The organism is Flavobacterium faecale, assembly GCF_003076455.1.
Taxonomy (GTDB): Bacteria; Bacteroidota; Bacteroidia; order Flavobacteriales; family Flavobacteriaceae; genus Flavobacterium; species Flavobacterium faecale.
This window is the reverse complement of sequence record NZ_CP020918.1, coordinates 867,261-893,375: the sequence shown is the minus strand read 5'-3', so window position 1 is coordinate 893,375 and position 26,115 is coordinate 867,261. Positions and strand designations below refer to the sequence as shown.

The window sequence follows — 26,115 nt, the reverse complement described above, 5'->3', positions numbered from 1 at the left end:
ATGATACAGGTATAGCTTGTATTGTTTTGGTTTTTTTATTCGATATAGATTTTGTTTCTGTTTGTATGCAAAATGCTATATTTGTTTTTTCTAATTTTTAACTATTTCTCTTATGAAATATGCATTTATGGCAATTGCTGCCTTCCTATTTATATCGTGTAGTAAAGATGATGTAGCTACTCTTGCCAAAGATTACTCTGTTGAAAACGAAGCTGAAATTAAAGCCTATGTAGCGGCAAATAGCCTCAATGCGACTAGGACTGATTCGGGTTTGTATTATGTGGTAAACAAGCCGGGTACGGGTAAACAACCTATTGCAACCTCAAATGTGACCATTTCATACAAAGGGTATTACACCGACAAAAAGGTTTTTGGACAAAGTGCTGACGAAGGTTTTACGGCCAATTTGCAAGGACTCATACAAGGCTTTGCAGAGGGGATTCCGTTTTTTAAAGAGGGGGGAGAAGGAATTCTTATCATTCCAGCAAGTCTAGCTTATGGTAGTACGGCCAATGGTGACATTCCAGCGGGATCAGTTTTGGTGTTCGAAATAAAACTACTTGCGGTAGAATACAGTGCTACAAATGATGCTACGATTGTCAAATATTTGGCCGATAATAATTTAACAGCAACAAAAACAGCTTCTGGTTTGTATTATATCATCACCGATCAAGGTACAGGAGTAAATCCTACTGCAACTTCAAATGTAACCGTTTCGTACAAAGGGTATTATAGCAATAAAACCGTTTTTGATCAGAGTACGAGTGCAACCTTTGGTCTGAGTCAAGTGATTAAAGGTTGGACAGAAGGTATTCCGTATTTCAAAGCAGGCGGAAGCGGAATTTTATTAATCCCTGCCACATTGGGTTATGGTAGTGCTACTTATAATGGTATACCTGCCGGTTCTGTTTTAATCTTCGATGTTAAATTAATTTCGGTTAACTAATACATCTTTCTATACAATTTTTATAAAGCTACAGAGAATCAAATCTGTAGCTTTTTTTGTTTGCAGTCGTGGGGTAATAGTGAGCCTTGTTTATTTCACTAATTTATATGAGTTCTTGATATAAATTGCTACCCGTTCCTTCAACAATTCTTATATTTGACATACAAAACAACAATCACATTATGGATTTTATATATCAAGATTCGTATCCCATCTTAAAAGACGATACACAATACCGCAAAATCTCTTCTGATTTTGTAAAAGTGGAAAAACTAGGCGACCGTGAAATTCTAACAGTTGACCCAAAAGGACTAGAGTTATTGTCGCAAGAAGCTATGAAAGATGTTTCTTTTATGCTTAGAACGGCACATTTAGAAAAATTAAGAGCCATTCTTGATGACCCAGAAGCGACAGATAACGACCGTTTTGTAGCCTACAATTTGTTGCAAAATGCAGCGGTTGCTATTCAGGGAGAATTGCCTTCTTGTCAAGATACAGGAACCGCCATTGTTATGGCTAAAAAAGGGGAGAACGTTTACACAGGCGTTGATGATGCCGAATGGTTATCGAAAGGGATTTTCAACACCTACCAAGAGCGTAATTTACGTTACTCTCAAATCGTACCTATTAGCATGTTCGAAGAAAAGAACTCGGGTTCCAATCTTCCAGCACAGATTGATATTTATGCTAAAAAAGGGAACACCTATGAGTTTTTGTTTTTGGCAAAAGGTGGAGGTTCTGCCAATAAAACTTATTTGTACCAACAAACAAAATCGTTGTTGAATGAGAAATCTATGGATGCTTTCATTCGTGCCAAAATCAAAGATTTAGGAACTTCAGCTTGTCCACCATACCACTTGGCTTTTGTGGTAGGAGGAACGTCTGCTGAGGCGAATCTATCTGCTGTCAAAAAAGCATCTGCGGGTTATTTTGATCATTTACCAACGACAGGAAACATGGCAGGTCAAGCTTTTCGTGATTTAGAATGGGAGAAAAGAGTACAATTAATTTGCCAAGAAAGCGCCATTGGAGCACAATTTGGCGGAAAATATTTCACTCATGATGTACGTGTGATTCGTTTGCCACGTCATGCTGCTTCTTGTCCGGTTGGATTGGGGGTTTCTTGTTCTGCTGATAGAAATATCAAAGGGAAAATCACCAAAGACGGAATCTTCGTAGAACAATTAGAAGTGAATCCAGCTCGTTTATTACCTGAAACAGCACCTCATTTGGAGCCAGCAGTAGAAATAGATTTGGACAGACCAATGGCTGAAGTTTTAGCCGAATTGACCAAATACCCTATCAAAACACGTTTGAAATTGAACGGAACTTTGATTGTTGCTCGTGACGCTGCTCATGCTAGAATCAAAGAAATGCTTGATGCAGGAGAGCCAATGCCAGAGTATTTCAAAAATCATCCTGTGTATTATGCAGGTCCCGCAAAAACGCCAGACGGAATGCCATCAGGTAGTTTTGGGCCTACAACTGCAGGTCGTATGGATGTGTATGTAGAGGAATTCCAAAAACACGGCGGTAGCATGATTATGCTTGCCAAAGGGAACCGTACCAAAGACGTAACCAATGCTTGTAACACTTACGGTGGTTTCTACCTAGGTTCAATTGGTGGTCCTGCTGCCATCTTAGCGCAAGACAACATCTTGAAAGTTGAAGTCGTAGATTTCGCTGAATTAGGTATGGAAGCCGTTCGTAAAATCACCATCAAAGATTTCCCCGCTTTTATCATTACAGATGATAAAGGGAATGACTTTTTTGAGAATTTGTAGTTTGATTTAAATACAAAGAACACAAAGTAATATATGAAAAAGACCGCTATTTGGCGGTCTTTTTGTGTTTTATGAGTTCTGCTTAAATAGTGCGGCTTTCCTTTGGGCGTGCCCCGCTGAAAAACGCGGGTCGGGCTTTACATTACAATCTTTTTTCGGGCAGAAAAAGCCCCAAAAAAGGATTTTCATTTCAATCCCTCACGCAAAATAGGCTAGTAAATAAATTATTGTTTTAAAGAACCGTAAAAAAAATAATGCCATTGTCTAGCTTCATAATAAAAGGGATACTAATAACATTTTATAATTAAATAGGGTTACAACCCCAAAATATTATAATATTTTAGGATTGTAACCCCAAAACAGTATACTTTTTAGTCAATTACCATCTCTGGGATTTCACCATCAATAATAAGTTCGGCCTCGGTCGCGGCGATAATATGTTCAATTGAAACTCCTGGAGCTCTTTCTAATAGTTTAATTCCGTTGGGGGTAATTTCCATTACGGCAAGTTCGGTCACTATTTTTTTGACACAGCGAACGCCAGTTAAAGGGAGTGTGCATTTTTTCAGAATTTTTGATTCGCCTGCTTTGTTCACGTGCATCATGGCCACGATAATGTTTTCGGCAGATGCGACCAAATCCATGGCACCACCCATACCTTTGACCATTTTCCCTGGAATTTTCCAGTTGGCGATATCTCCATTTTCGGCTACTTCCATAGCGCCAAGTACAGTTAAATCTACGTGTTTACCACGAATCATAGCAAAACTCATAGCAGAATCAAAGAAGGATGCGCCTGCTAAGGTGGTTATGGTTTGTTTTCCTGCATTGATAATATCAGCATCTTCTTCTCCCTCAAAAGGGAAAGGCCCCATGCCTAAAACACCATTTTCGCTTTGTATTTCGACATTTATTCCCGCAGGTATATAGTTTGCCACTAGAGTAGGAATACCGATCCCTAGGTTCACAAAATAACCATCTTGGAGTTCTTGCGCTATTCTTTTTGCTATTCCGATTTTGTCTAACATAGTGTTGTTTTTTTAAACCATATAAGGCATATAAGTTTTTCTATTTTGATTGACTTTTTTTAGAATTTTAAGTAAAATATAAGTTCATATAAGGTTCTTAATAAGGAGTTGAAAATTTCTACAACTCAAGTAGATTCCAAACTGAATACTAAAAACTGAACACTGAAAACTATTTCACTCTAACCGTTCTTTGTTCAATTCTTTTTTCATATTTCTCTCCTTGAAAAATTCGTTGTACAAATATCCCTGGAATATGAATTTGATTGGGGTCTAAGGTGCCTGCTTCTACTAATTCTTCTACCTCGGCAATAGTGATTTTTGCGGCTCCAGCCATTACAGGATTAAAGTTTCGAGCTGTCCCTTTAAAGATGAGGTTGCCGGCAGTATCTCCTTTCCAAGCTTTTACAATAGCAAAATCGGCTACAAAGGCGTGTTCCAAAACATGCATTTTTCCGTTAAAATCACGGGTTTCTTTTCCTTCTGCAACTTCGGTTCCATAGCCTGCAGGTGTGTAAAAAGCTGGAATTCCTGCTTGGGCGGCACGGCAACGTTCGGCCAATGTACCTTGCGGAATTAGTTCTACGTCTAGTTCTCCCGATAACATCTGGCGTTCAAATTCGGCATTTTCACCCACATAGGATGAAATCATTTTTTTGATTTGCTTTTTATGTAATAGTAAACCAAGCCCAAAATCATCCACACCCGCGTTATTGGAAACGCAAGTAAGTTGAGTAGGACCTTTTTGAACTAGTTCGGCTATCGCATTTTCGGGTATACCGCACAATCCGAAACCACCCAAAAGTAAGGTCATCCCACTTTCGATTCCCACAAGAGCCTCTTGAACTGTATTTACGTTTTTCTTAATCATGTCAATTGAATTTCTTTGATATCTTAAAATTAAGGCTTTATTTTCGAAAGAAAAAACAAAATTGATAATGAAAGTAAATGGTGCTTACATTTTTTTATAAAAGTGAAAAGCACTAATTGTATAGTCTTCTTTAAAGTAGAGTTTGTGCGCAACAGTGCGTGTAGGGCCTGAGTCTAAATGAATCGAAACGCAGTTTTCTTGTACGGCAATTTCTTCTAGTTTTGCTAGTAAATGTGAAGCTAAACCTTTTCCTCTTTGATTTTCTAAGGTAGAAAGATCGTCTAGGTACAACATTTTTCCAGCGTAGAGCATAGAATAGATGCGATAACCGGCAATTGCAACTGTGATCTCATTCTCTTGAATGTACAAAAGGTGATATCCTTCTTTTTGCATGGCCATAATTTGGCTTATAAACTGATCTTGTTGCAACATAGGACGTAAAATAGAAATAGCTTCCCAACAGGAAGCTATTTCTAATGCAGTGATTGCTATTTTTATTTCTGATTTCATAAGGCGATTTTAAAAGCTCTCTTAAAATGAAAATTCGTCAGTATTTTGAATTGTTGCGGTGGTGTCTACTACTTTTCTAGGTACGTAGCAATCCACTTTTATTGATAAATTTGGTGGACGATCAAATGCTTCTTTCGAAACTTTTAATTCAGGATCGTTGTAGCACAATTTCATGAAATCTCCCCATACAGGCAATGCAGCAGTAGCTCCTTGTCCGTAGGTTATGCTTTTGAAACGAGCCGAACGATCTTCGCAACCTACCCAAACACCCGTTACCAAGTTGGGAACCATTCCCATAAACCAACCATCAGATTGATTTTGAGTTGTTCCTGTTTTACCTGCAATTGGGTTTTTGAACGAATATGGATATCCAGTCCAACGGTTGGAACCGCCACCTCCACCTGTAGTACGAAGTCTAGATCCAGATCCATCTTCGGTAACTCCTTCTAATAATTTGATGACTGCAAAAGCAATGTCTTTGTTCAAAACATCATGCGATTCAGGAATTGGTTCATAAATCACTACGCCACTTTTATCTTCGATACGATTCAAAAACTGTGGTTTATTGTATACTCCTTGATTGGCGAACGTACTGTAGGCCGCAACCATATCTTCCACCGTAATTTCTACTGCTCCAAGTGCAATCGATGGCTGTAACGGAATTTGAGATTTCACTCCTAATTTGTGTGTCAAATCAACCACTGCTTCTGGTCCTACACGGTCCATTAATTTGGCTGAGATAGTATTGATCGAATTGGCTAATGCTTTTTTCAAAGTGACCATTCCGCGGTATCTGTTGTCAGAGTTTTTTGGTGTCCATGTGGCAGTAACGTGATGACGTCCAACCGGAATGGTAAAAGGCGCATCGATAATAGTGTCGCAAGGAGACATATTCAATTGTTCGATGGCAGTAGCGTATACAAAAGGTTTGAAAGTAGAACCTACTTGTCTTGCTCCTTGTGCTACGTGATCGTATTGAAAGTATTTGTAATTAATTCCACCAACCCACGCTTTTATATTTCCGGTTTGTGGCTCCATAGCCATCAATCCAGCTTGCAAAAAGTGTTTGTAATAACGAATAGAATCAATAGGTTTCATGATGGTGTCTCTTTCTCCTTTCCAAGTAAATACAGTCATTTTGGCCTCTTGGTAAAAAGATGCTTCAATTTCTTCATCTGTTTTGTCCATGCCTTTAAGCACATTCCAACGGTTGGATTGTTTCATGGCTTGTTTCAAAATACGATTGGTTTCTACTTCCGTAATATTGACAAAGGGTGCGTTTTTGTTTCCTTTTGACTGAATAAAAAATTCTTCCTGCAAGTTAGCCATATGCGCAGTTACGGCCTCCTCAGCGTGTGCTTGCATTCTCGAGTCAATAGTGGTATAGATCTTCAAACCATCTTTGTAGATGTCGTAATCGCTACCATCTGCTTTTTTATTGTCTGCGACCCATTTTTTCATGTAATCACGTAGGTACTCTCTAAAGTACGTTGCAATTCCTTCACGGTGACTCTCCAATTTAAAATTAAGAGTAATTGGTAGTGCTTGGAATTGTAATTTTTGTTCCTTGGTAATCATTTTGGATTTTTCCATTTGCGCCAAAACAACATTACGACGGTTTTTTACACCTTGAGGATTACGCACAGGGTTGTATAAACCTGAATTTTTGAACATTCCGACTAAAATTGCCGATTCATCAACGGTTAATTCCTTTGGAGTTTTCGAAAAATAAGTTTGTGCTGCCGAGCTAACTCCTACCGAATAATTACCAAAATCATAGACGTTGCAGTACATTGCTAAGATTTCGTTTTTGGTATATTGTCTCTCTAATCGAATGGCAATTATCCACTCTTTTGCTTTTTGTACTATTCGAAAAGGAAGAAATTTTGAACCCTCACCATGAAACAATTGTTTTGCCAACTGTTGTGTCAACGTACTTGCTCCACCGCTAGTTCCTAAGCTTGCAATGGCTCTCAGAGTTCCTCTACCATCAATACCAGAGTGTTGGTAAAAACGCTCATCTTCAGTAGCTACTAGTGCATCTACTAAGTTTTTTGGTAAATCGGAATATTTTAATTGCGACCTATTTTTTTGAAAATATTTCCCTAAAACCACACCATCAGAGGAGATGACTTCGGTAGCCAAGTTAGAATCTGGATTCTCTAAGTCTTCAAATGAAGGCATTGAGCCAAACAATCCCCACGAAGCAAAAAGGAAAAATGCAGCGATACCACCGATTCCGTAAAAGAAGAATTTCCAAAACGTTCTAGTATACCTTTTGTAATCTGTATTGGTTGTGTTATTTTTTTTAGTAGCCATAAATAATACGATCTAATCTTTTTTTTCTATTCTTAATCCAATGTCTGTAACGCCTTCAAGTTCAGTGACTCCTGGAACTTTTCCAGATTCTCGAACTGCTTGCTTAATGTTTAATTTGTATTTTCCGCGAAAGCGAACTCCTTCTTTATAAAATAGCTTACTTTCTTTTATGTCAGTAAATCCATCACCTAGTAGGCTTCCGTCTGCTGCTGCCATTTCATATTCTAGCGTGTCAACTTTGGTGTATCCATTTGGTTTTTCTAAAGTGACAATCAGGAATAAATTGTTATAAGGATAATTGTTATTGTCTCTTAGATTTATAAAAAGATCATAAGTCTTAGTAGAATCCAATTCGGGTAAATCAAAAGAAACAATACTGTCCTTATGCCACGCACTTCCCACTGATTTGTATTCGTCAAAAACTCTCTTCTTATCACATGAAAAAAGAGAGATAGCCATTAAAAGCAATAAAAAACTATTTTTTATTCTCATTTTTAGTAATGATTATCGGTTTTCTTGGTTGTGGGTTCGGGTTGTTTTCTGCTTTTGGAGCAGGTTTGTTAGCATTTGGATTGGTACCACCGTTTGTATTATTGTTCGGTTTTTTATTGTTATTCGAACGCGCCGGTTTTTTTCCTGCCGGTTTTTGTTGGTTCGGCTGGTTCGGCTGGTTCGGCTGGTTTTGTTTTGTTTCTGCAGCCGGTCTAATCAAGTTGTCAGCACCAATTTTTTCGGCTGCTGGTCTTGGTTTTCTGGTTGGTTTTTTCTTTTTCTTCGGCTGGTCAAAACGAGTAAGGCTCTCTTGTCCCATGGCATTATTGAAATCTTTTTCAACCTCTTGAATGATTTCAATAGCATAATCCTCTAGTGCAGAAACTTTAATTTTTTGCTTGTTTTCTGCCACGATTTCGCGCACTTTGTCAATTTTTAATACATGCCAGTTTGCGTAGTTGCTGGTGTAAGCAAACCACATCAATCCTTTAAAAATGTCTTGTTTTTGACAAACAGCATCTCCTTTTTCGGTAACCAAACGGGTATCAAAATCTGGGAAACCTTTCAAGGCATCCATATAAGTATCTAGTTCGTAATTCAAACAACATTTTAGTTTTCCACATTGACCCGCTAATTTTTGTGGGTTTAGCGAAAGTTGTTGGTAACGCGCTGCCGAGGTATTTACACTTCTAAAATCGGTTAACCAAGTAGAACAGCATAGTTCTCTACCGCAAGAGCCGATTCCTCCTAAACGAGCAGCTTCTTGACGGAAGCCTACTTGCTTCATTTCTACTCTTGTACTGAATTCTTTGGCGAAATCTTTGATCAAAAGTCTAAAATCGACACGATCATTGGCAGTGTAATAAAAAGTCGCTTTCGATCCATCACCTTGAAATTCAATATCAGAAATTTTCATTTCTAACTTGTGTTGAATGGCAAGTTCACGCGCACGAACTTTCATTGGCTCTTCTTTGTCTCTCGCTGTAGACCAAATATCAATATCTTTTTGAGATGCTTTTCTGTAGATTTTCGGAACTTCGTTACTAGTTGGGCTCACGCCTTTTTTCTTCATTTGAACACGAACTAATTCGCCGGTCAAAGTAACGATTCCAATATCATGTCCAGGAGAGGCTACGGTTGCAACGATATCTCCTATGCTCAATGTTAGTTTTTCAGTATTTCGGTAAAATTCTTTACGGCCGTTTTTAAAACGTACTTCAACACAATCAAAAGGAGCTTCTCCAGAAGGTAAACTCATATTCGAAAGCCAATCAAAAACTGTTAATTTGTTGCAGCTATCGGTGCCGCAAGTCCCATTATTTTTACAACCCTTTGGTGCACCACCATCAGAAGTTGAACAACTTGTACATGCCATAATTTTATATATAGTGTTACGATAAACGTAACTTATGTTCTTAAAACGTTTAATTTGTAAAGATAGTATTTTTTAACTGTAAGTTGCAATTGTTGGAAAAGGCTTTAGTTCATAAATTTCACATAAAAAAAAGGCTATCCGTTATAGATAGCCTTTAGGATTATTTTGGTTTAACAAAAACACCAATTTATTTAGCAAATTTCAAACTGCCTTTTTTAGTAGTTCCTTAAATCCGCAAGCTTTATTAACAGGAAGAATAAAAAGCCAATAAAAACAATGCTTTAAAGGCTTTTTTCTTCCCTGAAATTTCACTAAATTTAGTGAAACTCGTAGCAAGGTGAAAATTACAACATCCTTAGAAAACATCAACTCATTTGGCGGATTAAATTTTATATCTTCCGAATTCGATCAATTAGAATTACCTAAACTAATCACATCCTCTTTAGGAAGCCGTTCACTATTAACCACTTACCAATATCACGATATTATTAAAAATATTTGGATGATTTTGTTCTCTGGAGGTGATTGTGCCGAGGATATTCAAACAAATTTAAAATCAGAACTTTCCAATGTTTTGAATATGAAAATTTGTTCGGCAGACACCATTTTGCGTCTCCAAAAAGAACTTAGTTTGGTCAAAGAAATTCATTTGAGTAAAAATAACGTTGAAAATCAGTTTAGTAATCATCCCTTTTTAAATAAATTAAACCTATCCATTCTATTGTTAACCAATCAGTTAGAAAAAGGAAAAAGTTATGACTTAGATTTTGATAATCAATTTATTGCTTGTGAAAAATATGACGCGAAGAAAGGCTATAAAAAACTACGAGGTTATTTTCCAGGTATTGCAACTATTGGAAAAAACATTGTTTATTTAGAAAATAGAAATGGCAATTGTAATGTAAAATTCAAGCAAGAAGAAACGCTTTCTAATGTTTACAAAATGCTGCAATCTAACAATATTAGTGTAAAAAGAAGCCGAATGGATTGTGGTTCTTTTACCAAGGCTGTTATTGATGTTGTGCAAGAAAACAGCGAATTGTTTTATATTCGTGCGCAACGCTGTTCTGAACTCAATGAGACTATTAAAGCTGTTAAGAAATGGAAAAAAGTAACCATCGGCTTTAAAGAATTTGAAGTAGCTAGTGTCAACTACATACCTTTCAACGGAAATAAAACTTATAGATATGTAGTAAGTAGAGAGGCTAATAAGAATAATCAAATAGATGTTTTTCAAGGAGATAACTTCATTTATAGAGCAATAATAACCAATGACAATGAAATGAGCGACCAAGAAGTGGTTTGCTTTTACAATCAAAGAGGTGGTTCTGAAAAAATATTTGATGAAATGAATAATGATTTTGGTTGGGGGAATTTGCCTTTTTCATTCTTAGAGGAAAACACCGTTTATATGCTTATTACAGCAATGTGTCGAAATTTTTATTTGTATTTTATAGAAAAAATAGCTCATAAAATCCCTTTCATAGAAAAGAATTTCCGTCTAAAAAAATTCATCTTCCGATTTGTGGTTGTTCCTTTTAAATGGATTAAAAAAGGTGGTCAAAAAACATTAAAACTCTTCACTGACAAACCCTATCAGTTACTGATTTAACTGTTTTTATTTTGAATATTTATACTAAATTGGGATAATTACGTTTGATTGTTAAAATTTAAGCACTGTATATCAATATATTATGTTTTATTTGAAATAAATTAACTTATACCCATAGCGTTCTTCAAAGTAAAAAATGAATTTACGTAGATTGCCATAAAATGGATTATGGTAAAACCTGATAAACATTTTTTTAGGTAGTTATTAAACCGAAAATTATAAATAATGCATAAACAAAATCCGCAAAACTAATTTGTTTTAGGCTTGCGGATTTAAGGTAGTTAAAATATAAAGTCCTGATGTCAAAGTGGAAACATTAATTTGACTTGATGCTTTTCCAGTTGATACTGCTTTACCACTTAAATCATAAATAAAATAGTCTCCTTCAATTTCATCCGTTATAACAACTGATTTAGTAGCAGCGTTGTAATAAGCAGCTAATTTTGTTTTATTGAATGCTTCGTTTCCAAGAGTTGTAGCTGCATTACTAACACTTACATTAAAATTATATTTTTGTAAATTGGCAGTTGCATCGTATACCTGTAAGTGCCCAGGAGTTCCGACAGCTGTTTCTGCTGCTGGCGCCCAGTTGATAACCATTGTTCCATCTGTTGATGTGGTGTTTCCGGTACCAATAGTCATAGCAGGAACTTCACCATAACTACCAGAAATTACTCTAACGGATAGTGCTCTTCCTACGGTCTCATTTGTATATGCCACGGTAAATGCATAAGATTGATTAGTTTTTAGAGTTCTTGTTGGACTAGTGTTAGTGTTTAAAAAAGTTTCTGTAGCTATACCGTCGATTTGAGTAATTTCAATTGTTGGTGTAGGAGGCGGTGTTCCACCATCAGATATACTTACGTTGTTTATGTAGCTAAGTATGCCTTGAGCAGGTGATGGTATAGAACGGTAGGTTTGTATAAGGCCTCCTGATACGTATACATTTGGATTAAAAGATACCGTTTGAGTGCCGTCTGTAGCTGTGGTTACAAATGAAGCATTAACAGATCCTGTAACTGCTCCATATCCAGCAGTTAAAGGTCTAACAGCTATTGTGTTTCCAACTGCCAAACCCGTGTAGGTAATTGTAAGTGTGTATGCTTGTCCCTTAACGATTGTTCGTGCAGGCGTTGTTGCGGCTAAAAAGTCTGCTACAGGTGTTCCATTAATTTGTGTAATTGCTACGGTTTGAGCAGATGCGATTGTAGAGATAAACAATAGTAATAATAGAGTAATTTTTTTCATAATAATGGTTTGTGGTTAAATAAATAGTGATTTTTGTTAAGCATTGACAATAATAAAATCTGTTTTTGATTAATTTTTTTGCAACTAGACATGAACTAGACAATGACCTTAAAAAATGAAAATCAGTTTTTTCTAAACTAGATTTTATATTACAAAATCAAGTTATATGCGTTTTTTTGTTGAAAATCAATTTGTTGTCCCTATTCTAAAAAAAAATGGCTAGGCTGCAATTAAGCAACCTAGCCATTTTGGGTAGTGAATTAAAACCTTGATTAAGAGACTAAAACCTTATATAATTTGTCTGATAGTCGGACTCTAAACGGTACTTTAAACGTGATTCGGTCTCCTGCTTTTGCTACAGTACCTTCGATATCATTAACCATCATTTTTTCTAGAGTAAGTTCTTGATTTCCAGTAGTTGGTCCTGCAATAATAATTTTATCCCCAACAGCCAATTCTTTATTTTCGATAGAAAAAAGACCAACTCCTGCTTTTACATAATAATGGTCAACTTTTCCAACCAATACTTTTTTGACTTTTATTTTCTGGCGAATGTCAGCTGGTTTTTGAGCGGTACCCAAAGCAACATCAGCCAAGTCGCCTGAATGTTTGAATTTCAGATTCTCTGATTTTCCTTTTCTAAAAACTTTATTCCCAACTTGTTTTCCTGTTCTCAAACGCACCTGATCGACTAGTGGCATACGCGTAATTTCGAGACATTCATTCGAACAACAATTATCCATCGCAGTCTTGCATTCGTCACATTGAATAAACAATAAGTGGCAACCGTCATTCTCGCAATTGGTATGGTTGTCGCACGGTTTACCACATTGGTGGCATTGTGAGATAATATCGTCAGTGATTCTTTCGCCTAAGCGATTGTCAAAAACAAAATTCTTACCCACAAACTTGCTTTCCAAACCTTCTTCTTTGATTTGTTTGGCATACTGAATGATTCCACCTTCTAGCTGAAATACATTTTTGAACCCTTGGTGTTTAAAGTAAGCCGAAGCTTTCTCACAACGAATACCGCCTGTGCAGTACATCACCAAGTTTTTATCTTCTTTAAAATCTTTTAATTGCTCGTTGATAATTGGTAATGATTCTCTAAAAGTCTCTACATCTGGCGTAATGGCGTTTTTAAAATGGCCAATTTCACTTTCGTAATGATTTCTGAAATCCACCACAATCGTATTTGGGTTTTCAAGAATCTCGTTGAATTCTGCCGCTCTCAAATGCACGCCTTTGTTGGTCACATCAAATGTCTCATCATTTAGACCGTCAGCAACAATTTTGTCGCGCACTTTTACCGTCAATTTCAAAAACGAATGGTCGTCGTGCTCCACCGCTACATTCAAACGAATACCTTTCATGAACTCATACACTTCAAGAGTATCTCTAAAAGCTTCAAAATTTTCGGCAGGAACACTCATCTGAGCATTAATACCTTCGGTCGCCACATAGGTGCGGCCAAGAGCATCGAGTGCGTTCCAGGCTACAAATAGTTCGTCGCGAAATTTTTTGGGATCTTGAATTTTGGCATACGCATAGAAAGACAATGTGAGACGTTGTTGTCCCGCCTGATCAATAAGTTCGGCTCTTTCATCTGCGCTTAAGGTGTTATACAGTTGCATGCTATAAACGTTTTAAGGGTGATAAATTATTTTTGCAAAAGTACGGAAAAGGGACTAAGTGGCAAAGTTTCTAAGGGACTAAGTTTTTTCGTTTTTTGGAGCTATTTCCTGCCCCCGACGCTTCGGGGCGTTACAATCTTTTTGGGAAAAAAAAGGTCCAAAAAGGATTTCCACTGCTATCTGGGCTAGGGATTTGAGATAAATTGAGGATTTGTTTTAAAACAAAAGCCCAGAATCACATCTGAGCTTTAGTTCCATTTTATAATTTTATCAACCTATTTATGCTTATTCACCACGTTTTCAGTCAGTATTTTAGAGAGTTCTTTCAGTTTTCCTTGCTCGTACAAAGCGGGTAAATCTTTTAAAGCCGTTTTGACTGGCGCCTCATAATTTACATAATCCTGAAAAGTCACTCCATCAATAACTCTTGTATTGAAAGCTGCTCTAAAACGCACGCCACCTTCATTCACTTGATAATTATATGCCAAATAATCAATTTTGTGCGAGTCCTTATTGATCCAATATTGGTATTGATCATCAAAATCTTTTCCGCCGCCGTCTTGACCAAAAGTAACTTCGATTACATCATACTTTTTACCTTTGATAGTCGTTTCTTCAATGTATTTTTTGTGCACAGATGCATCTTGCAATTTATAAGGTAGTGTAGCAAAATAGATCACTGAGTTCAAAGATTCTCCATATTTTGCAGCATCTTCTTTGCTTAAGGTTTGTAATTTATTGTTTATGCTGCGTTCAAATTTGTCTGCAGTCATTACATCCATTATCAACGAATCTCCTTTTTGGCCTTGAGCGGAATATTCATAATTGCTCCCATCATTTTTAAAACGATATTTTTTCCCTCTAAAATCAAACGAAAAATCAGCTGTCTCAAATAATTTTCCACCATGTGCTTCTATGGCGGTGTTTACAATGGAATCTGCTTTTGAAAGCGGTTTTTCAGTTGTAATTTGATCTTCGGTAGTTGTTCCTTCTTCCTTGTTGTTTTTGCAAGAAATCAATACAGTAACGGAAATTGCAAGTAGTAATAGCGTCTTTTTCATGACTTAAAATTATTACTTTAAAATAAGAATAAGGAAAGAGGAACTTATTTTGTCATAATTTTAACGGAAAGCGATTTAATTTGAATATTTAATTCTCATTAGTTAAACAGCAAAATCGTGAGATAAATAATTAACTAATCAGCAGAATACGCAAAAATCACGTCCTGTTTTTAATTATTAGATAATTATTTTATAAATTAGGTTGAAATTTCACAAAATATGAAAACATTAGATCAATGGTTTGAAGAGTATGCAGTAAGTCATCAAAACCCCAAAAACAAAGCGATTCATTATATATGTGTACCCGCTATTTTCTTCTCAATAGTTGGATTATTGATGAGTATACCAAGTAGCTCAATAGCACAGTTGACGAATCTCAATGTACCATTTATCGAAAATTGGGCGGGGGTTGTTTTGATTTTTGTATTGCTTTTTTACCTACGACTGTCAGTGATGATGGCGGTGCGAATTGCAGTTTTTTCTTTACTATGCCTGATTGCTAATTTCTACATTGGGCAACTAGTGCCACTTTGGATGTTTTCGGTAGGACTTTTTGCCGTTGCTTGGATTGGGCAATTTTATGGTCACAATATTGAAGGTAAGAAGCCTTCTTTCCTAAAAGATATTCAGTTTCTGATGATCGGGCCTGCTTGGGTGTTGCAAAATTTATTTTCAAAAAAACACATTCAATAATCGTGAAAAACATCAAACAATGCGTTTAGTTTTATTCCTCAAGAACCGTAATTGCTGATCCTTCAAGATCGGTGGTTACAAATAGTTGACACGAAAGTCGAATAATTTCCTCGTCATACCCTAGTTGTTCGAGTGTATTAGGTTCGTTACGCTCTTTGATTGCCGAAACTCCCGAGATGCCTTTCGTACGTATGACGCAAGTGGCACACCGGCCTACGCCACCACATTCGCCAAAAGAATCTAAACCTAGTTCTTCTTTTAGTAAAAACATCAAATTGGGGTAACTGCCATGCTTGACTTTAATGTAGGAATAGTATCCATTATCAATGGCAGTAAATGAAATTAAAGGCAAATCATTTTTCAAAGCAAATGTTTTTTTAATGGTAATAGTTAATAACTGCTACAAATAACCAAGATTCCAATTTTCATATACGTGCAATCCTTTAGCCTTTGAGGCAAAAAAAAACGTACCACTAGTGCGGTACGTTTTAATAAATTAAGTTTGCTGATTAACAGTACTCGTTATAAGCATCTTGTAGGTTCTCAGCAATCATTTCAGCTGGACGACCTTCAATATGATGACGCTCTAACATGTGTACCAATTCTCCGTTTTTAAATAACGCCATTGCTGGTGATGATGGAGGAAAAGGGAACATGTGTTGTCTTGCTGCATCAACTGCATCTTTGTCAACTCCTGCAAAAACAGTGATTAAGTGGTCTGGTTTTTTAGCACCATCTAAACTCATTTTTGCTCCTGGACGTGCGTTTCTTGCAGCACAACCACATACAGAGTTTACTACTACTAGTGTAGTTCCTTCTGCTTTGATTGCGTTATCTACTGCTTCTGCACTATGTAAATCTTGAAAACCTGCTACTGTTAATTCAGCTTGCATTGGTTTTACCATTTCTTCTGGATACATATCTTTTTATTTTAAACTATTAATATTTTGAACCCACAAAGTTACGAAGTTTCAAATGAACTCTTTGAATCCAATAATAAAGTTTTGTTATAGTTTGATAAATGTTTTCTACTGTGGACAAAATGTACAATAACATCTCCTCTTATTCAATGCTTTTGTTGCTTGTGGATGTAATAGGATTCAGTTTCAAGTAACCGAGGTTTGAATTGTACGAATTACCATTAGGTTAAAAAAATCAGCTGTGAATGCTCTTTTTTAATGCTAGAGTATAGGTGCTTTGTGACAGCAAATCAGCCTCTTGTGTCATTTGTTTCTAAAATGAAGGGTTGTTTTTTAACTTTTGTATTTCTACAGATACTTTTTTATTCATCTAAAAAACACATATTATGCTACCAGATTCTAATTATTATTACCAATTACGAACCATGATAGGGGACTATAAAATGGTTTTGGATGTGTTTGATCGAGGTCGTTTCAGCTATATGCCGCATCTTGTTTTAGAATCTGAATTTTCAGGTCATGATTGGTTATTCGAAAAAACAGAGGGAGATAACTATAAAATAAGTGCTCAAGTATTGGGTGTAAATATGTGGTTGGATGTCATCGAAGGTGGCATATTTGAAGGTCTTTTGATTTATGCGCCTGCAGTAAGTTATTCGAATCGAAGCTGGACTATTGTCTCAAAAATAATCGATCAAAAGCACGGTTATGCCTTGAGTACTTCAGTTCACGGAGTTTCAAAATATTTGGATATTCATCAAGGCGGTGACTTTAATAACATGCCATTCATGGTTGATGAACAGAAATTTGTAGGGACTATTTGGAATTTCGAAAAAAGTCAACAAATTGTTGTAAGCCAATAGAGTATCATTCTTTCTAGTTTGCTTTCTTAGTTTGCAACAAAATATTATGTACTGTTTTGGCATTCAAGTAAGAACTTTTTTGAAATAGTATTGTTGCTTCATCTTCTAGAACAACAAGAGTCGGATAGGTAATTTGTCCGTCAATGGTGGCGATTGCAGCCGCAAGCTCATGTGTGCCTGTGTTGCGACCGCGCGGGACATACTTATACACATGATGGTTGATGGTGATGTTCTCTTTTGTCTCGCCATCAAATTTCACAAAATAAAAATCCTTATTCAAGGTTGCAATCAGTTCGGTATTCTTAAAGGTGCTGTTGTCCATCATCTTGCAATACTTACACCAATTGGTATGCACGAAAACCACTATCGACTTTGGATTTTCTTTCGATGCATCAAATGCTTCTTCAAAAGTATAAGTTTTCAATTGAGCAAAACTAGATGGAATAGTCCCCAAGAGCAGTAGCAATAAAATGGTGATCTTTTTCATCAGTTCATAAATTGTAATTGGTAGTCAATGCTTTGGTTGTGTTTTTCAACTTATCGCATGGTGTATCGAAGACCAAAAAAGGTTCTTATTCCTTGATTGGGACCATAAACATAGGTTGGGTCAAAAGTCAATGCATACGGATTATCTGCTGTGGCTTGCACATTGCCGCTTGCATCAAACTGTACATTTTTATCGAATGGGTCATTTGCTCTAGCAATAATAAACGGATTCCCTTTGTTAGGCGTCCAATTTAATAAATTTTTGACACCCGCATAGATTTCGATATTTTTTATTTTATCGAATGTGAACTGGATGTTTTGAATGCTCCAAGTGGGTGAATATTCTTTTCTAGGATCCAAATCGCCCAAGAGTGGCAAACGCATAGGTCCATATACGTTTCCGGTATAATCAACGTCTAGAGATAATTTGTTTATTCGATACGAAATTGCCCAAGTCGCTGAGAATTTCTCTGTCAAAATTTGTTGTGTTTTCTTTTGGTTCTCTGTTTTCGTAACATCCATGTACGTACCTCCCAAAATTACTTTCAAACCATTGGTAAAAACCATATCGATGTTGGTACTAAATCCTTGTGTTACCGCATATCCATCAAGGTTTTTGTAAATAATTTGGTTTGGATTGGTGTCATAATCCGGAATTATAGAATTGCTAAAGCGAGTATGCCAAGCCGAAGCTTCGATCCCGATGAAGGTACCGTTATTTGTGTAGATTTTTTTCAAGTAATTTAAATTGGCATTGATAGAACGTTCCGGTTTTAATGCCTCGGTTACAATTACCTCACGTGCACCTGTAAGCGCGGCATGCTCCTCTGTAAACAAATTCACGATTCTAAAACCTGTTCCGGTATTGAAACGAAGGATATTGTTGTCGTTGATTTTCCATTTGTAAGCAAATCTTGGGGTAAAAATATTTCCGTGGTTGCTGTTATAATCGTAACGCGCTCCCAATAATATCTTGTGGTTGTCATTAAAGGCAATTTCGTCTTGAGCAAACAAACTCGGAATATAATTGACATCGGGTGCTACAGTTGCGGTGGTGTTGTCATTGTAATATTGATAGCGCAAGGCGGTACCAAAAAGCATGTCGTGTTTGTTGATTTTTTTGTCCCAAGTCAATTGTCCAAATCCAATGCGTTGTTGTGCTAGGTAAGGAACGTCTCCATAAACCGAATTTTGGTCGTGGTTGGTCAACGAAAAAGTAAAGAGCATTTTTTCTTTAAAAGGCAATTCATAGGCTCCCAATAATTCCCATCTTTTGGTATAAATGCTTTCGCCATACACTTCATCTCCACCACGGAAGGACTTGTTCCATTGTAATTCGCCGCCCCAACGGTCTTCATAAAAATAACGTCCCGCCAAGGATAATAATTTATTGCTCTTTCGATTAAAATTCCATTTTTGAAAGATCGAAATACGGCTTTGTAATGTTACGTCAGTAAAATTATCGTTGTTGTTGTCAATTGGATTACTGTAATTAAAGTAGTTAACGCCCGTTAATACTGAGGCTGTTTTGCCAACATTGGCTTTGAAGCCCAAATCCAAATTCAGCTCACCCCAATCTGTCACAAAAGAATCTGCCGAAAACACAGGAGCATTCTTTGGGTTTTTGGTAATAATATTGATCAGTCCACCTACGGCTTCGCTCCCGTACAAAGAGGAGGCAGGTCCTTTAACAATTTCGATTCGTTCCAACAATGAATTCGGAATACCCGATAATCCATAAACGGTAGACAGGCCACTCACGATAGGCATACCGTCAATCAACACCAAAGTATAGGGTCCTTCGAGCCCGTTGATGTGAATATCTCCAGTATTACAAATGTTACAGTTCAATTGTGGACGTACGCCGTTAACATTTTGCAAGGCATCAAAAACATTTGCTGTTGGGTTTTTTTTGAAGAATGTTGGCTTGTACACTTCTACAGGCACCGCACTTTCCATTCGGGTGACAGGTTTCAACGTTCCCGTAACCACCACTTCATCCAGCGAGTTGTTTTCCCTCAAATTAAAATCTTGCGTACTGTCGAGACTATCCTTCACCACAATTTTTTTCTTTTCGAATTGAAAGCCAGTGTAAGAGGCGAGTAGTACATAGTTGCCAGAAGGTACGCTTGCGAACACATAATTCCCGTCCTGATCGGTTACGGTAGTTTGTTTTGTTGGCGATAAAACAAGGTTGGCAAAGGGCAACGGACTATTTCCGCCCTTAACTACGCCAGAAATTTTTGATTGACCCAATGCCAGCAAACTGAAAAGTAGCGAATAGGTAAAAAATAGGTTCTTCACAATTATATTTTAGGAATGTTATCTAATTAATTTTAGACAAAGCTAAAAAATATATTTGACTAACCAAATAAAAAAGCGAAAATCCTTATAAATAAACAACTTAGGTTTACTTATAAGGATTAATAGTGTGAAAAATGAAGCGTAGAAAGGTTTTAATAGGCCTTGTGAAGCTTCAAAATTTTAATGACTTGCACTACTTTCGTATCCAGATAAAAATAATAGTTTGTAGAATTTGTGTTTCATTTTTTAAGTTATAAAATTGGTGATTGATTATTGAACAGTAATAGCAAAAGTAACTTCGGCATCAGTAGAACCTCCTGCGTTGGTGATGTCACCAGTAACAACATTGGTTGCGCTTTTGTTTGGTTCATGTCTCAAGGTAATTGTCAAGTTTCCTGCAGCTGCATTGGTAGCTGTAAAAACAGATTGCAGTCCTACTGGTTTTCCGTTTGCATCAAAATTGCTAGTTGCAGTTCCGTAAGTAAATGCATTTAACGTTCCAGTTTTTTGATAAAATAATTGGTGATCAACACCTTCTTCAATAATTTCTAGCGTAATATCATCAACTGGATTGGCTAATTCATTTTTGAAAGTTACCGCCCCATTATAAGTCGTGTTTTTTGCAAAAGGACCAGATACTGTAATTACAGGAGCATTAGCACCTTCGCCATCAAGATCTTTGTATTGCAATGTAATTGCTGTTCCGCCACCAACTGGAGTGTAAATTGCTGTAACAGTCGTGATTAATTCTTCTTCGTTTACAGGAACTGGTTCATCATCGTTACTACAAGACGAAATGGTTAATGTCGCTAAAACAGCAAGCGCTAAAGTTTTGAAATTTTTCATTGTCGATTTTTGAGAATTTTTCATTGTCGTTGTCATTGTTTGAGTGTTTGAATTGATTTTCATGGTATAATTGATTTAATAATTGAATTTGAGTTGTAATTGAATGCTTCGACCTACTTCATCGGTAAAAAAGCGTTGACGGTTTGAGTAGTCTCTGTATGAAACATTGAATATATTTTGTATCGAAAATGCCACTGTGGTCGTAGCTTTTTTAAAGGTCTTAAACTTCATTTCCGAATAAAAATGAAATAATTGATAACCTGCAGGAGGCGTACTTGTGTCTACTAAAACAGAAACGAGCTCATTGTCCTTTATAATTTGAGTATAAAAATTGTTGTCTGGAAATTGCGTTTGTCTAAAAACTAGTTCGCTTTGAAGTTCTAGTCTCAGGGAATTCCATTCTTTTTTTGAAAAAGTAATTTTGTTGTTAATTTGCAACGGAGGCATGTCGATCAACGGTTCGTTTGCTTGCTTGTCGCGCCCGCTTACGTAGGAGAGTCGCAAACTATGCGCCCATTTGTTGTTGATTTCCCAAACAGTTTGAAGATCAACTCCTGCTAGTACAGCATTGGTTTGCTGGTATTCATAAACCGGAAATGCACCTCTTATGGTGGTTTCAAAACCGGTTGGTTTCAAAAATATATAGTCTTTAATGCTGTTGAGGTAAGGATTTAATTCGAAAGAGAATCGATTGAATTGTTTCTTTGCGGCTACAGATAATTTGGTGGCTTGTTCTTTCTTTAAATTCAAATCACCCAATTCAATCACTCCAGTCGAATGATGTAAGCCATCGCTAAAGAATTCTGACGGATTTGGATTTCTAGAAGCAAAACTCAGGTTCGAGAACAGTTCCCATTTTGCTGCCGTTGCTATATGTGTACCTATGTTGGCAGAAACAGAATTAAAAGTAAACGAAGGTTTGGTAAGCCATTGTGTGCTAAAATCACCTGCAATAAATTCAGAAAATTGTTCGTCATACCCTCTTTCTTCCCAACGCGATTTGAGGTAAAATTTGGAAGCGTCAATTTTGGTGTAGTCGTTTCGAATACCTCCATCGATACTAAAACGGTCCGAAAACCGATAGCTTGCTATTCCATAAATTCCCAAATCCAATTTATCATAATTGGGAATTAAAGGTCGAATACCGGTTGCAGGATTGGCATAATTGTTTTGAATCGCAGTTCTTACTCCAGTTTTTATCAGCCAATCGTGGGTGTTTTTGGTATAATCAATAGCTAATGTATGGGTTTTTAGATCTAAATCGAGTGCAGCAATGTCGTTGAAATCACCACGACGCACATCATACTCTAATCGATTATTCGATTGAAAATCATATTGCAAAGACAAAAACGATGCATTATCGAAATAATAATTCGAATTAAATTTGACGATTTGATGTTTTACTTTTTGTTTAGGATTATTGATGTTATATGTAAAATCATTTATTACAGAAGGTATTTTGTTTGTGATCGAATTGTACAAATCATTCACGTTACCTGTATGCGATGCGCTCAAGATCCCAATCGTAGCATTGTAATAACTGTACAAAAGCGAGCTGTTAAACTTTGCAGCACTGTATTTTAAATCTCCCGAAAAATGGGCGTTGCGAGTACCTGTGTTAGATAAATTATAGTCTGGCGCTTGCTTGTCACCCAAGTACTTGTAGGTACCTGTAGCATTCCAACTCAGTCCCAAATCGTTCCCTTGGTGCAGACTCGTGGTCACAGATCCTCCTTTGCCATTGCTGTCATAATTGATAATGGTTCTACCAAACAAAGTATCTTTTTTTACGGTCAAGGGTTCAATAATCACAAGGCCACCAATGGCATCACCACCATATTGTAAACCGGATGAACCTTTGATTACCGTAATTTTGTTTGCTGTATTGATGTCAATATTTGGATCGTGTTCCATTCCCCATTGTTGGTCCTCGAGTCTTACATTGTTATAAATCACAGGAACTCTACTGCCATATAGGCCGTTGATGATGGGTTTTACAATAGAATTACCGCTTTTGAGTGTTGCTACACCTGCAATTTCTTTCAGTGCATCGCCCAAGGTTTGGTTGCTATATTTTTCAATAGTAGCCAACTTCAACTGTTGTGCGACAACCGATGTTGTGCTATTTTTATTTTTTTGCTGAATCACCACCTCATCAAGCGCAGTAGTACTCGGCTTTAATTTAAAATCAATTTTCAGATCAGATTGTAGCTGAATCACCGTGTCTATTGGCTGGTAACCAGCATGAGATACAAAGATCTTTGTAGAACCACTAGGTAAATCATTCGCTTGGAACTGACCAGACGAATTGCTACTTATGACTTTGTTATTAATATGAATGTGTGTGTTGGCGGAGTTGATTCGCTTTTCGGAAATGATTTTTCCGCTGATGTTATTTTGCGAATAGATGCTACTGCAAAACAGCACAAGCCAGAAAAAAACATGCTTTTTCTTGGACATTATGGTTTTTTAAAAGGTAAAATGAAGGAAAGCCACACTAAAAAATTAGCATGCTTTTTTTATTTTAATCGTTTAAAAAGAAGGAGGTGCTCGAAGTGAAAAGAAGCTTCCATTAAAAACAGAAGGGAATAGCTGACGATAAAAAGCTACTGAATAAACCGTTTTTGTAGCGGTTAAATATTCGATAGCACTAAAGTTGATCGCTGTAAAAGTGCTAAAATGAAAATCGCAAAGACTACATTTTTCAACAAAATCATGACTATCGCTAATCATTGACTTGCTGGTTGAAGCATTACTTTTTACTAATTGTACTGTGTTTTTCTGAAAATGATGCTCATAGGCATGTACGTTCTGAAGCACTATTGCGAACAATACTGCTAGAGATAAAAATACATGTATTATGGATGCTTTTTTTTTCATTTTCGAAAACGAAGATTATTTATGCTTGATTAAGAAAGAAAATTTAATTTGCCTTCTACTTTAATGCAATTATGTTGCGAATATACAAAACAATTCCTAATTACAACATTGTTGCGTTTGTGATTGATGATAAATTGTTGCATTTACGCTTAATTCTGGTGCTATTATGTTTAAATAGAGTGACTTAATTAATTCTTTTCAATAGTTAAGTACTAGTTGTTTTCGATAAAAATCATTTTTGAAAATATAATTTCATTGACGGTACACAAATGTTTATTTATCATTTCAAAAATCTAGGTCGTTGAGTCAGTGATTTTTTACGTATTCCTATGTGCTTTGAAGTTTAAAAAGTGACCAATGATCATTCCAAATCCACCGATAAAAAGTAGGACCGAATGAATATCAAAGATTGCTTCAAGTACGACATTGGTAACAACGAGTAACATAGAGGTAGCTAAAATTATTTTGATCTGCTTGCTAGCATTACTCATCACTATTTTTGAAACAATTACTAATCCAATCATCGCGAATAGGACATCGATGATACAATTGTCTGATAATCCAATTGGGAGTATTGTAAGCAAAGGGAAAATCATGCAATGGATTAAGCATAAAGTGGCTGTTGAGATGCCTAAAATATCAAAAGTGGCGGTTGATTTTTTTGTAGCTGGATTTTTCATTTGTAAAATAGTGTTGAAGAAATAATAATTGTCTTTAGGGTAAAGGGTGTTACATTATTTCAAGGAAATCTTTAGATCATTTTAAAAAAATCATTTCTTATTTGGTCGTCTTCAAATTTTCCGCCATACTCCAAAGTGGTTGTTTTGCTTGATTTGTCATTTACACCACGGCTTGAAACACATAAATGCTCGGCTTCTACAACTACAATCACATCATCGGTTTGTAGCGCAGCTTTTAGTTCGTTAAAAATCTGAATAGTCATTCGTTCCTGTACCTGAGGACGTCTTCCGTAGTAATCCACAATGCGATTCATTTTCGAAAGTCCAATAACTTTTCCGGATGAGATATACCCAATGTGCGCCACGCCCACGATGGGTAAAAAATGATGCTCACAAGAGGAATTGAAGGTAATTTGGCTTTCGACCAACATCTTGTTGTATTCGTATTTATTGTCAAATACCGAAATTTTGGGTTTGTTTTTTGGATCCAAGCCCGAAAATAATTCTTTTACATACATTTTACCTACTCGATAGGGTGTTCCGCTCAAACTATCATCGGTTAAGTCGAGTCCTAAAATTTCCATTATTTTATGGTAATGTTCGGCTATGGCTTCAATTTTTTGATTGTCTGGCATCAAGAAAGCATCCGCTCTTAATGGTGTTTCTGCTGAGGTGCCGATGTGATGATCGCCTATTTGTTCTTGATGTAGTTTGTTTAAATCTTCCATAATTGATGTGTAAATTTTGAGTGTTGTGGTATAATGTATTCTGCTATTTTTTTAAAAATTATTTTACTGAAACCTCATTGGTTTCTTAATAATTGCAGTTCGTACCAATCACTACATTTGTTTCGGCAGAAAATTGCTGTAACAAATGGTTTAAAAGGGTCGTTTTTCCGGAGGTAAGAAATCCGGTAATGATATAAACATTTATTTTGCTAGACTTTGGCATTACTGTTTTTGTGTCGGTGGTATAATATGCAGTTTCAGATTAGAATCTTGGTCAATCCTTTGTTTTCTTGTATATTTGCCTATTGCAATTTTGTTGCAAATATACTGGGTATTTATTTAAACGCAACAATATTGCGTTATTATTTTTATAATTATGAAAACAACTCGTAATACAGCCTCAAAAGCTGCTATTTTAGACCTATTAACGCAATCAAAAGTGGCGTTGTCACATAGTGAAATTCAAAAATTGACGGTCGATTTATGTGATAGAGTTACCATTTATAGAATTCTTGATCGTTTGGTTAATGAAGATGTGATTCATAAAATTGCTACCCCAGATGGTACGGTTAAGTACGCGAGTTGTCATCACACGCATGACCATCAGCATCACACACACAACCATGTTCACTTTAACTGTGAAAAATGCCAATCGGTTACTTGTTTGGATTCGGTGGAACCAAAATTTTCTATACCAGAAAAATATTTGGTTAAGGAGGTTAATTTTACACTTACTGGCCTGTGTCCTAATTGCTCCTAAAAAAGCCATGCCTTTACATAAATCAAAATAAAAAACCCGAAATCGATTGTACGATTTCGGGTTTTTCTATAAAAAGCG

Annotated in this window: 25 protein-coding genes; 6 read left to right on the top strand and 19 right to left on the bottom strand. The window is 36.4% G+C overall.

Translation table 11 applies throughout. The annotated features are described in order from the left end of the window. Positions 1–112 precede the first annotated feature (112 nt). Positions 113–946 (top strand): FKBP-type peptidyl-prolyl cis-trans isomerase, encoded by an 834-nt coding sequence (locus tag FFWV33_RS19705; protein ID WP_342748668.1) that lies wholly within the window; start codon positions 113–115, stop codon positions 944–946. 182 nt (positions 947–1,128) lie between these two features. Next, entirely contained in the window at positions 1,129–2,730 is a 1,602-nt protein-coding gene (locus FFWV33_RS03835) for a fumarate hydratase (RefSeq protein WP_108739689.1), read from the top strand. 371 nt (positions 2,731–3,101) lie between these two features. Here FFWV33_RS03835 and FFWV33_RS03830 read toward each other — a convergent pair whose 3' ends face one another. The 6 genes from FFWV33_RS03830 to FFWV33_RS03805 all read right to left on the bottom strand — a co-directional run bounded on the left by FFWV33_RS03830 (position 3,102) and on the right by FFWV33_RS03805 (position 9,322). After that, the gene (locus tag FFWV33_RS03830) at positions 3,102–3,758 is read right to left on the bottom strand and encodes a 3-oxoacid CoA-transferase subunit B (protein WP_108739688.1); all 657 of its coding nucleotides are present in this window, start codon (positions 3,756–3,758) and stop codon (positions 3,102–3,104) included. Between the two features lie 169 nt (positions 3,759–3,927). Then, the gene (locus FFWV33_RS03825) at positions 3,928–4,626 is read right to left on the bottom strand and encodes a CoA transferase subunit A (RefSeq protein ID WP_108739687.1); all 699 of its coding nucleotides are present in this window, start codon (positions 4,624–4,626) and stop codon (positions 3,928–3,930) included. An 84-nt stretch (positions 4,627–4,710) separates the two neighbouring features. Continuing rightward, positions 4,711–5,136, bottom strand: a complete 426-nt coding sequence (locus tag FFWV33_RS03820) for a GNAT family N-acetyltransferase (protein ID WP_108739686.1) — start codon at positions 5,134–5,136, stop codon at positions 4,711–4,713. Positions 5,137–5,157: 21 nt separating this feature from the next. Then, positions 5,158–7,455 carry a penicillin-binding protein 1A gene (locus FFWV33_RS03815; protein WP_108739685.1) on the bottom strand — a complete coding sequence of 766 codons (2,298 nt, stop codon included), beginning with the start codon at positions 7,453–7,455 and terminating at the stop codon, positions 5,158–5,160. Positions 7,456–7,467: 12 nt separating this feature from the next. Next, complete coding sequence (locus FFWV33_RS03810) at positions 7,468–7,947, bottom strand: gliding motility lipoprotein GldH (protein WP_108739684.1); 480 nt, start codon at positions 7,945–7,947, stop codon at positions 7,468–7,470. Continuing rightward, positions 7,931–9,322, bottom strand: coding sequence for a PSP1 domain-containing protein (locus FFWV33_RS03805; RefSeq protein WP_108739683.1), 1,392 nt, complete (start codon positions 9,320–9,322; stop codon positions 7,931–7,933). The genes FFWV33_RS03810 and FFWV33_RS03805 overlap by 17 nt, the downstream gene beginning before the upstream one ends. 337 nt (positions 9,323–9,659) lie before the next feature. On the opposite strand from FFWV33_RS03805, the gene FFWV33_RS03800 reads away from it, so the two are divergent. Beyond that, entirely contained in the window at positions 9,660–10,934 is a 1,275-nt protein-coding gene (locus FFWV33_RS03800; protein WP_108739682.1) for an IS1380 family transposase, read from the top strand. 258 nt (positions 10,935–11,192) lie between these two features. Here FFWV33_RS03800 and FFWV33_RS03795 read toward each other — a convergent pair whose 3' ends face one another. The 3 genes from FFWV33_RS03795 to FFWV33_RS03785 form a co-directional block, all read right to left on the bottom strand. Further along, positions 11,193–12,182: a T9SS type A sorting domain-containing protein gene (locus FFWV33_RS03795; RefSeq protein ID WP_108739681.1), complete on the bottom strand. Its 990-nt coding sequence runs from the start codon at positions 12,180–12,182 to the stop codon at positions 11,193–11,195. A 272-nt stretch (positions 12,183–12,454) separates the two neighbouring features. Further along, entirely contained in the window at positions 12,455–13,816 is a 1,362-nt protein-coding gene (gene trhO / locus FFWV33_RS03790; protein WP_108739680.1) for an oxygen-dependent tRNA uridine(34) hydroxylase TrhO, read from the bottom strand. Between the two features lie 275 nt (positions 13,817–14,091). Continuing rightward, a complete protein-coding gene (locus FFWV33_RS03785) occupies positions 14,092–14,877 on the bottom strand; it encodes a DUF6503 family protein (RefSeq protein WP_108739679.1) in 786 nt (261 codons plus the stop codon). Positions 14,878–15,096: 219 nt separating this feature from the next. On the opposite strand from FFWV33_RS03785, the gene FFWV33_RS03780 reads away from it, so the two are divergent. Beyond that, positions 15,097–15,570 (top strand): Mpo1 family 2-hydroxy fatty acid dioxygenase, encoded by a 474-nt coding sequence (locus FFWV33_RS03780; protein WP_108739678.1) that lies wholly within the window; start codon positions 15,097–15,099, stop codon positions 15,568–15,570. A gap of 31 nt (positions 15,571–15,601) precedes the next feature. Here the strand turns inward: FFWV33_RS03780 and FFWV33_RS03775 are convergent, their stop codons facing one another. Together FFWV33_RS03775 and FFWV33_RS03770 are read right to left on the bottom strand one after the other, a co-directional pair. Continuing rightward, on the bottom strand, positions 15,602–15,934 hold the full coding sequence (locus FFWV33_RS03775; RefSeq protein WP_108739677.1) for a 2Fe-2S iron-sulfur cluster-binding protein: 333 nt from the start codon (positions 15,932–15,934) through the stop codon (positions 15,602–15,604). A 145-nt stretch (positions 15,935–16,079) separates the two neighbouring features. Continuing rightward, a complete protein-coding gene (locus tag FFWV33_RS03770; protein WP_108739676.1) occupies positions 16,080–16,490 on the bottom strand; it encodes a BrxA/BrxB family bacilliredoxin in 411 nt (136 codons plus the stop codon). Positions 16,491–16,876: 386 nt separating this feature from the next. On the opposite strand from FFWV33_RS03770, the gene FFWV33_RS03765 reads away from it, so the two are divergent. Next, positions 16,877–17,353, top strand: coding sequence for a hypothetical protein (locus FFWV33_RS03765; RefSeq protein WP_108739675.1), 477 nt, complete (start codon positions 16,877–16,879; stop codon positions 17,351–17,353). A gap of 13 nt (positions 17,354–17,366) precedes the next feature. Here the strand turns inward: FFWV33_RS03765 and FFWV33_RS03760 are convergent, their stop codons facing one another. The 8 genes from FFWV33_RS03760 to FFWV33_RS19730 all read right to left on the bottom strand — a co-directional run bounded on the left by FFWV33_RS03760 (position 17,367) and on the right by FFWV33_RS19730 (position 25,500). Beyond that, complete coding sequence (locus FFWV33_RS03760) at positions 17,367–17,840, bottom strand: thioredoxin family protein (protein WP_108739674.1); 474 nt, start codon at positions 17,838–17,840, stop codon at positions 17,367–17,369. Between the two features lie 50 nt (positions 17,841–17,890). Continuing rightward, entirely contained in the window at positions 17,891–20,143 is a 2,253-nt protein-coding gene (locus FFWV33_RS03755; RefSeq protein WP_108739673.1) for a TonB-dependent receptor, read from the bottom strand. A 270-nt stretch (positions 20,144–20,413) separates the two neighbouring features. Next, complete coding sequence (locus FFWV33_RS03750; RefSeq protein ID WP_108742441.1) at positions 20,414–20,989, bottom strand: type 1 periplasmic binding fold superfamily protein; 576 nt, start codon at positions 20,987–20,989, stop codon at positions 20,414–20,416. Positions 20,990–21,064: 75 nt separating this feature from the next. Further along, complete coding sequence (locus FFWV33_RS03745; protein ID WP_108739672.1) at positions 21,065–23,449, bottom strand: TonB-dependent receptor; 2,385 nt, start codon at positions 23,447–23,449, stop codon at positions 21,065–21,067. A 72-nt stretch (positions 23,450–23,521) separates the two neighbouring features. Continuing rightward, on the bottom strand, positions 23,522–23,869 hold the full coding sequence (locus FFWV33_RS03740; RefSeq protein ID WP_108739671.1) for a hypothetical protein: 348 nt from the start codon (positions 23,867–23,869) through the stop codon (positions 23,522–23,524). A gap of 317 nt (positions 23,870–24,186) precedes the next feature. Beyond that, positions 24,187–24,549 carry a MerC domain-containing protein gene (locus FFWV33_RS03735; protein ID WP_108739670.1) on the bottom strand — a complete coding sequence of 121 codons (363 nt, stop codon included), beginning with the start codon at positions 24,547–24,549 and terminating at the stop codon, positions 24,187–24,189. A 71-nt stretch (positions 24,550–24,620) separates the two neighbouring features. After that, on the bottom strand, positions 24,621–25,277 hold the full coding sequence (gene folE / locus FFWV33_RS03730; protein ID WP_108739669.1) for a GTP cyclohydrolase I FolE: 657 nt from the start codon (positions 25,275–25,277) through the stop codon (positions 24,621–24,623). A gap of 85 nt (positions 25,278–25,362) precedes the next feature. Then, positions 25,363–25,500, bottom strand: a complete 138-nt coding sequence (locus FFWV33_RS19730) for a GTP-binding protein (RefSeq protein WP_108739668.1) — start codon at positions 25,498–25,500, stop codon at positions 25,363–25,365. A gap of 153 nt (positions 25,501–25,653) precedes the next feature. On the opposite strand from FFWV33_RS19730, the gene FFWV33_RS03720 reads away from it, so the two are divergent. Next, entirely contained in the window at positions 25,654–26,037 is a 384-nt protein-coding gene (locus FFWV33_RS03720) for a Fur family transcriptional regulator (RefSeq protein ID WP_108739667.1), read from the top strand. Positions 26,038–26,115: the final 78 nt, after the last annotated feature.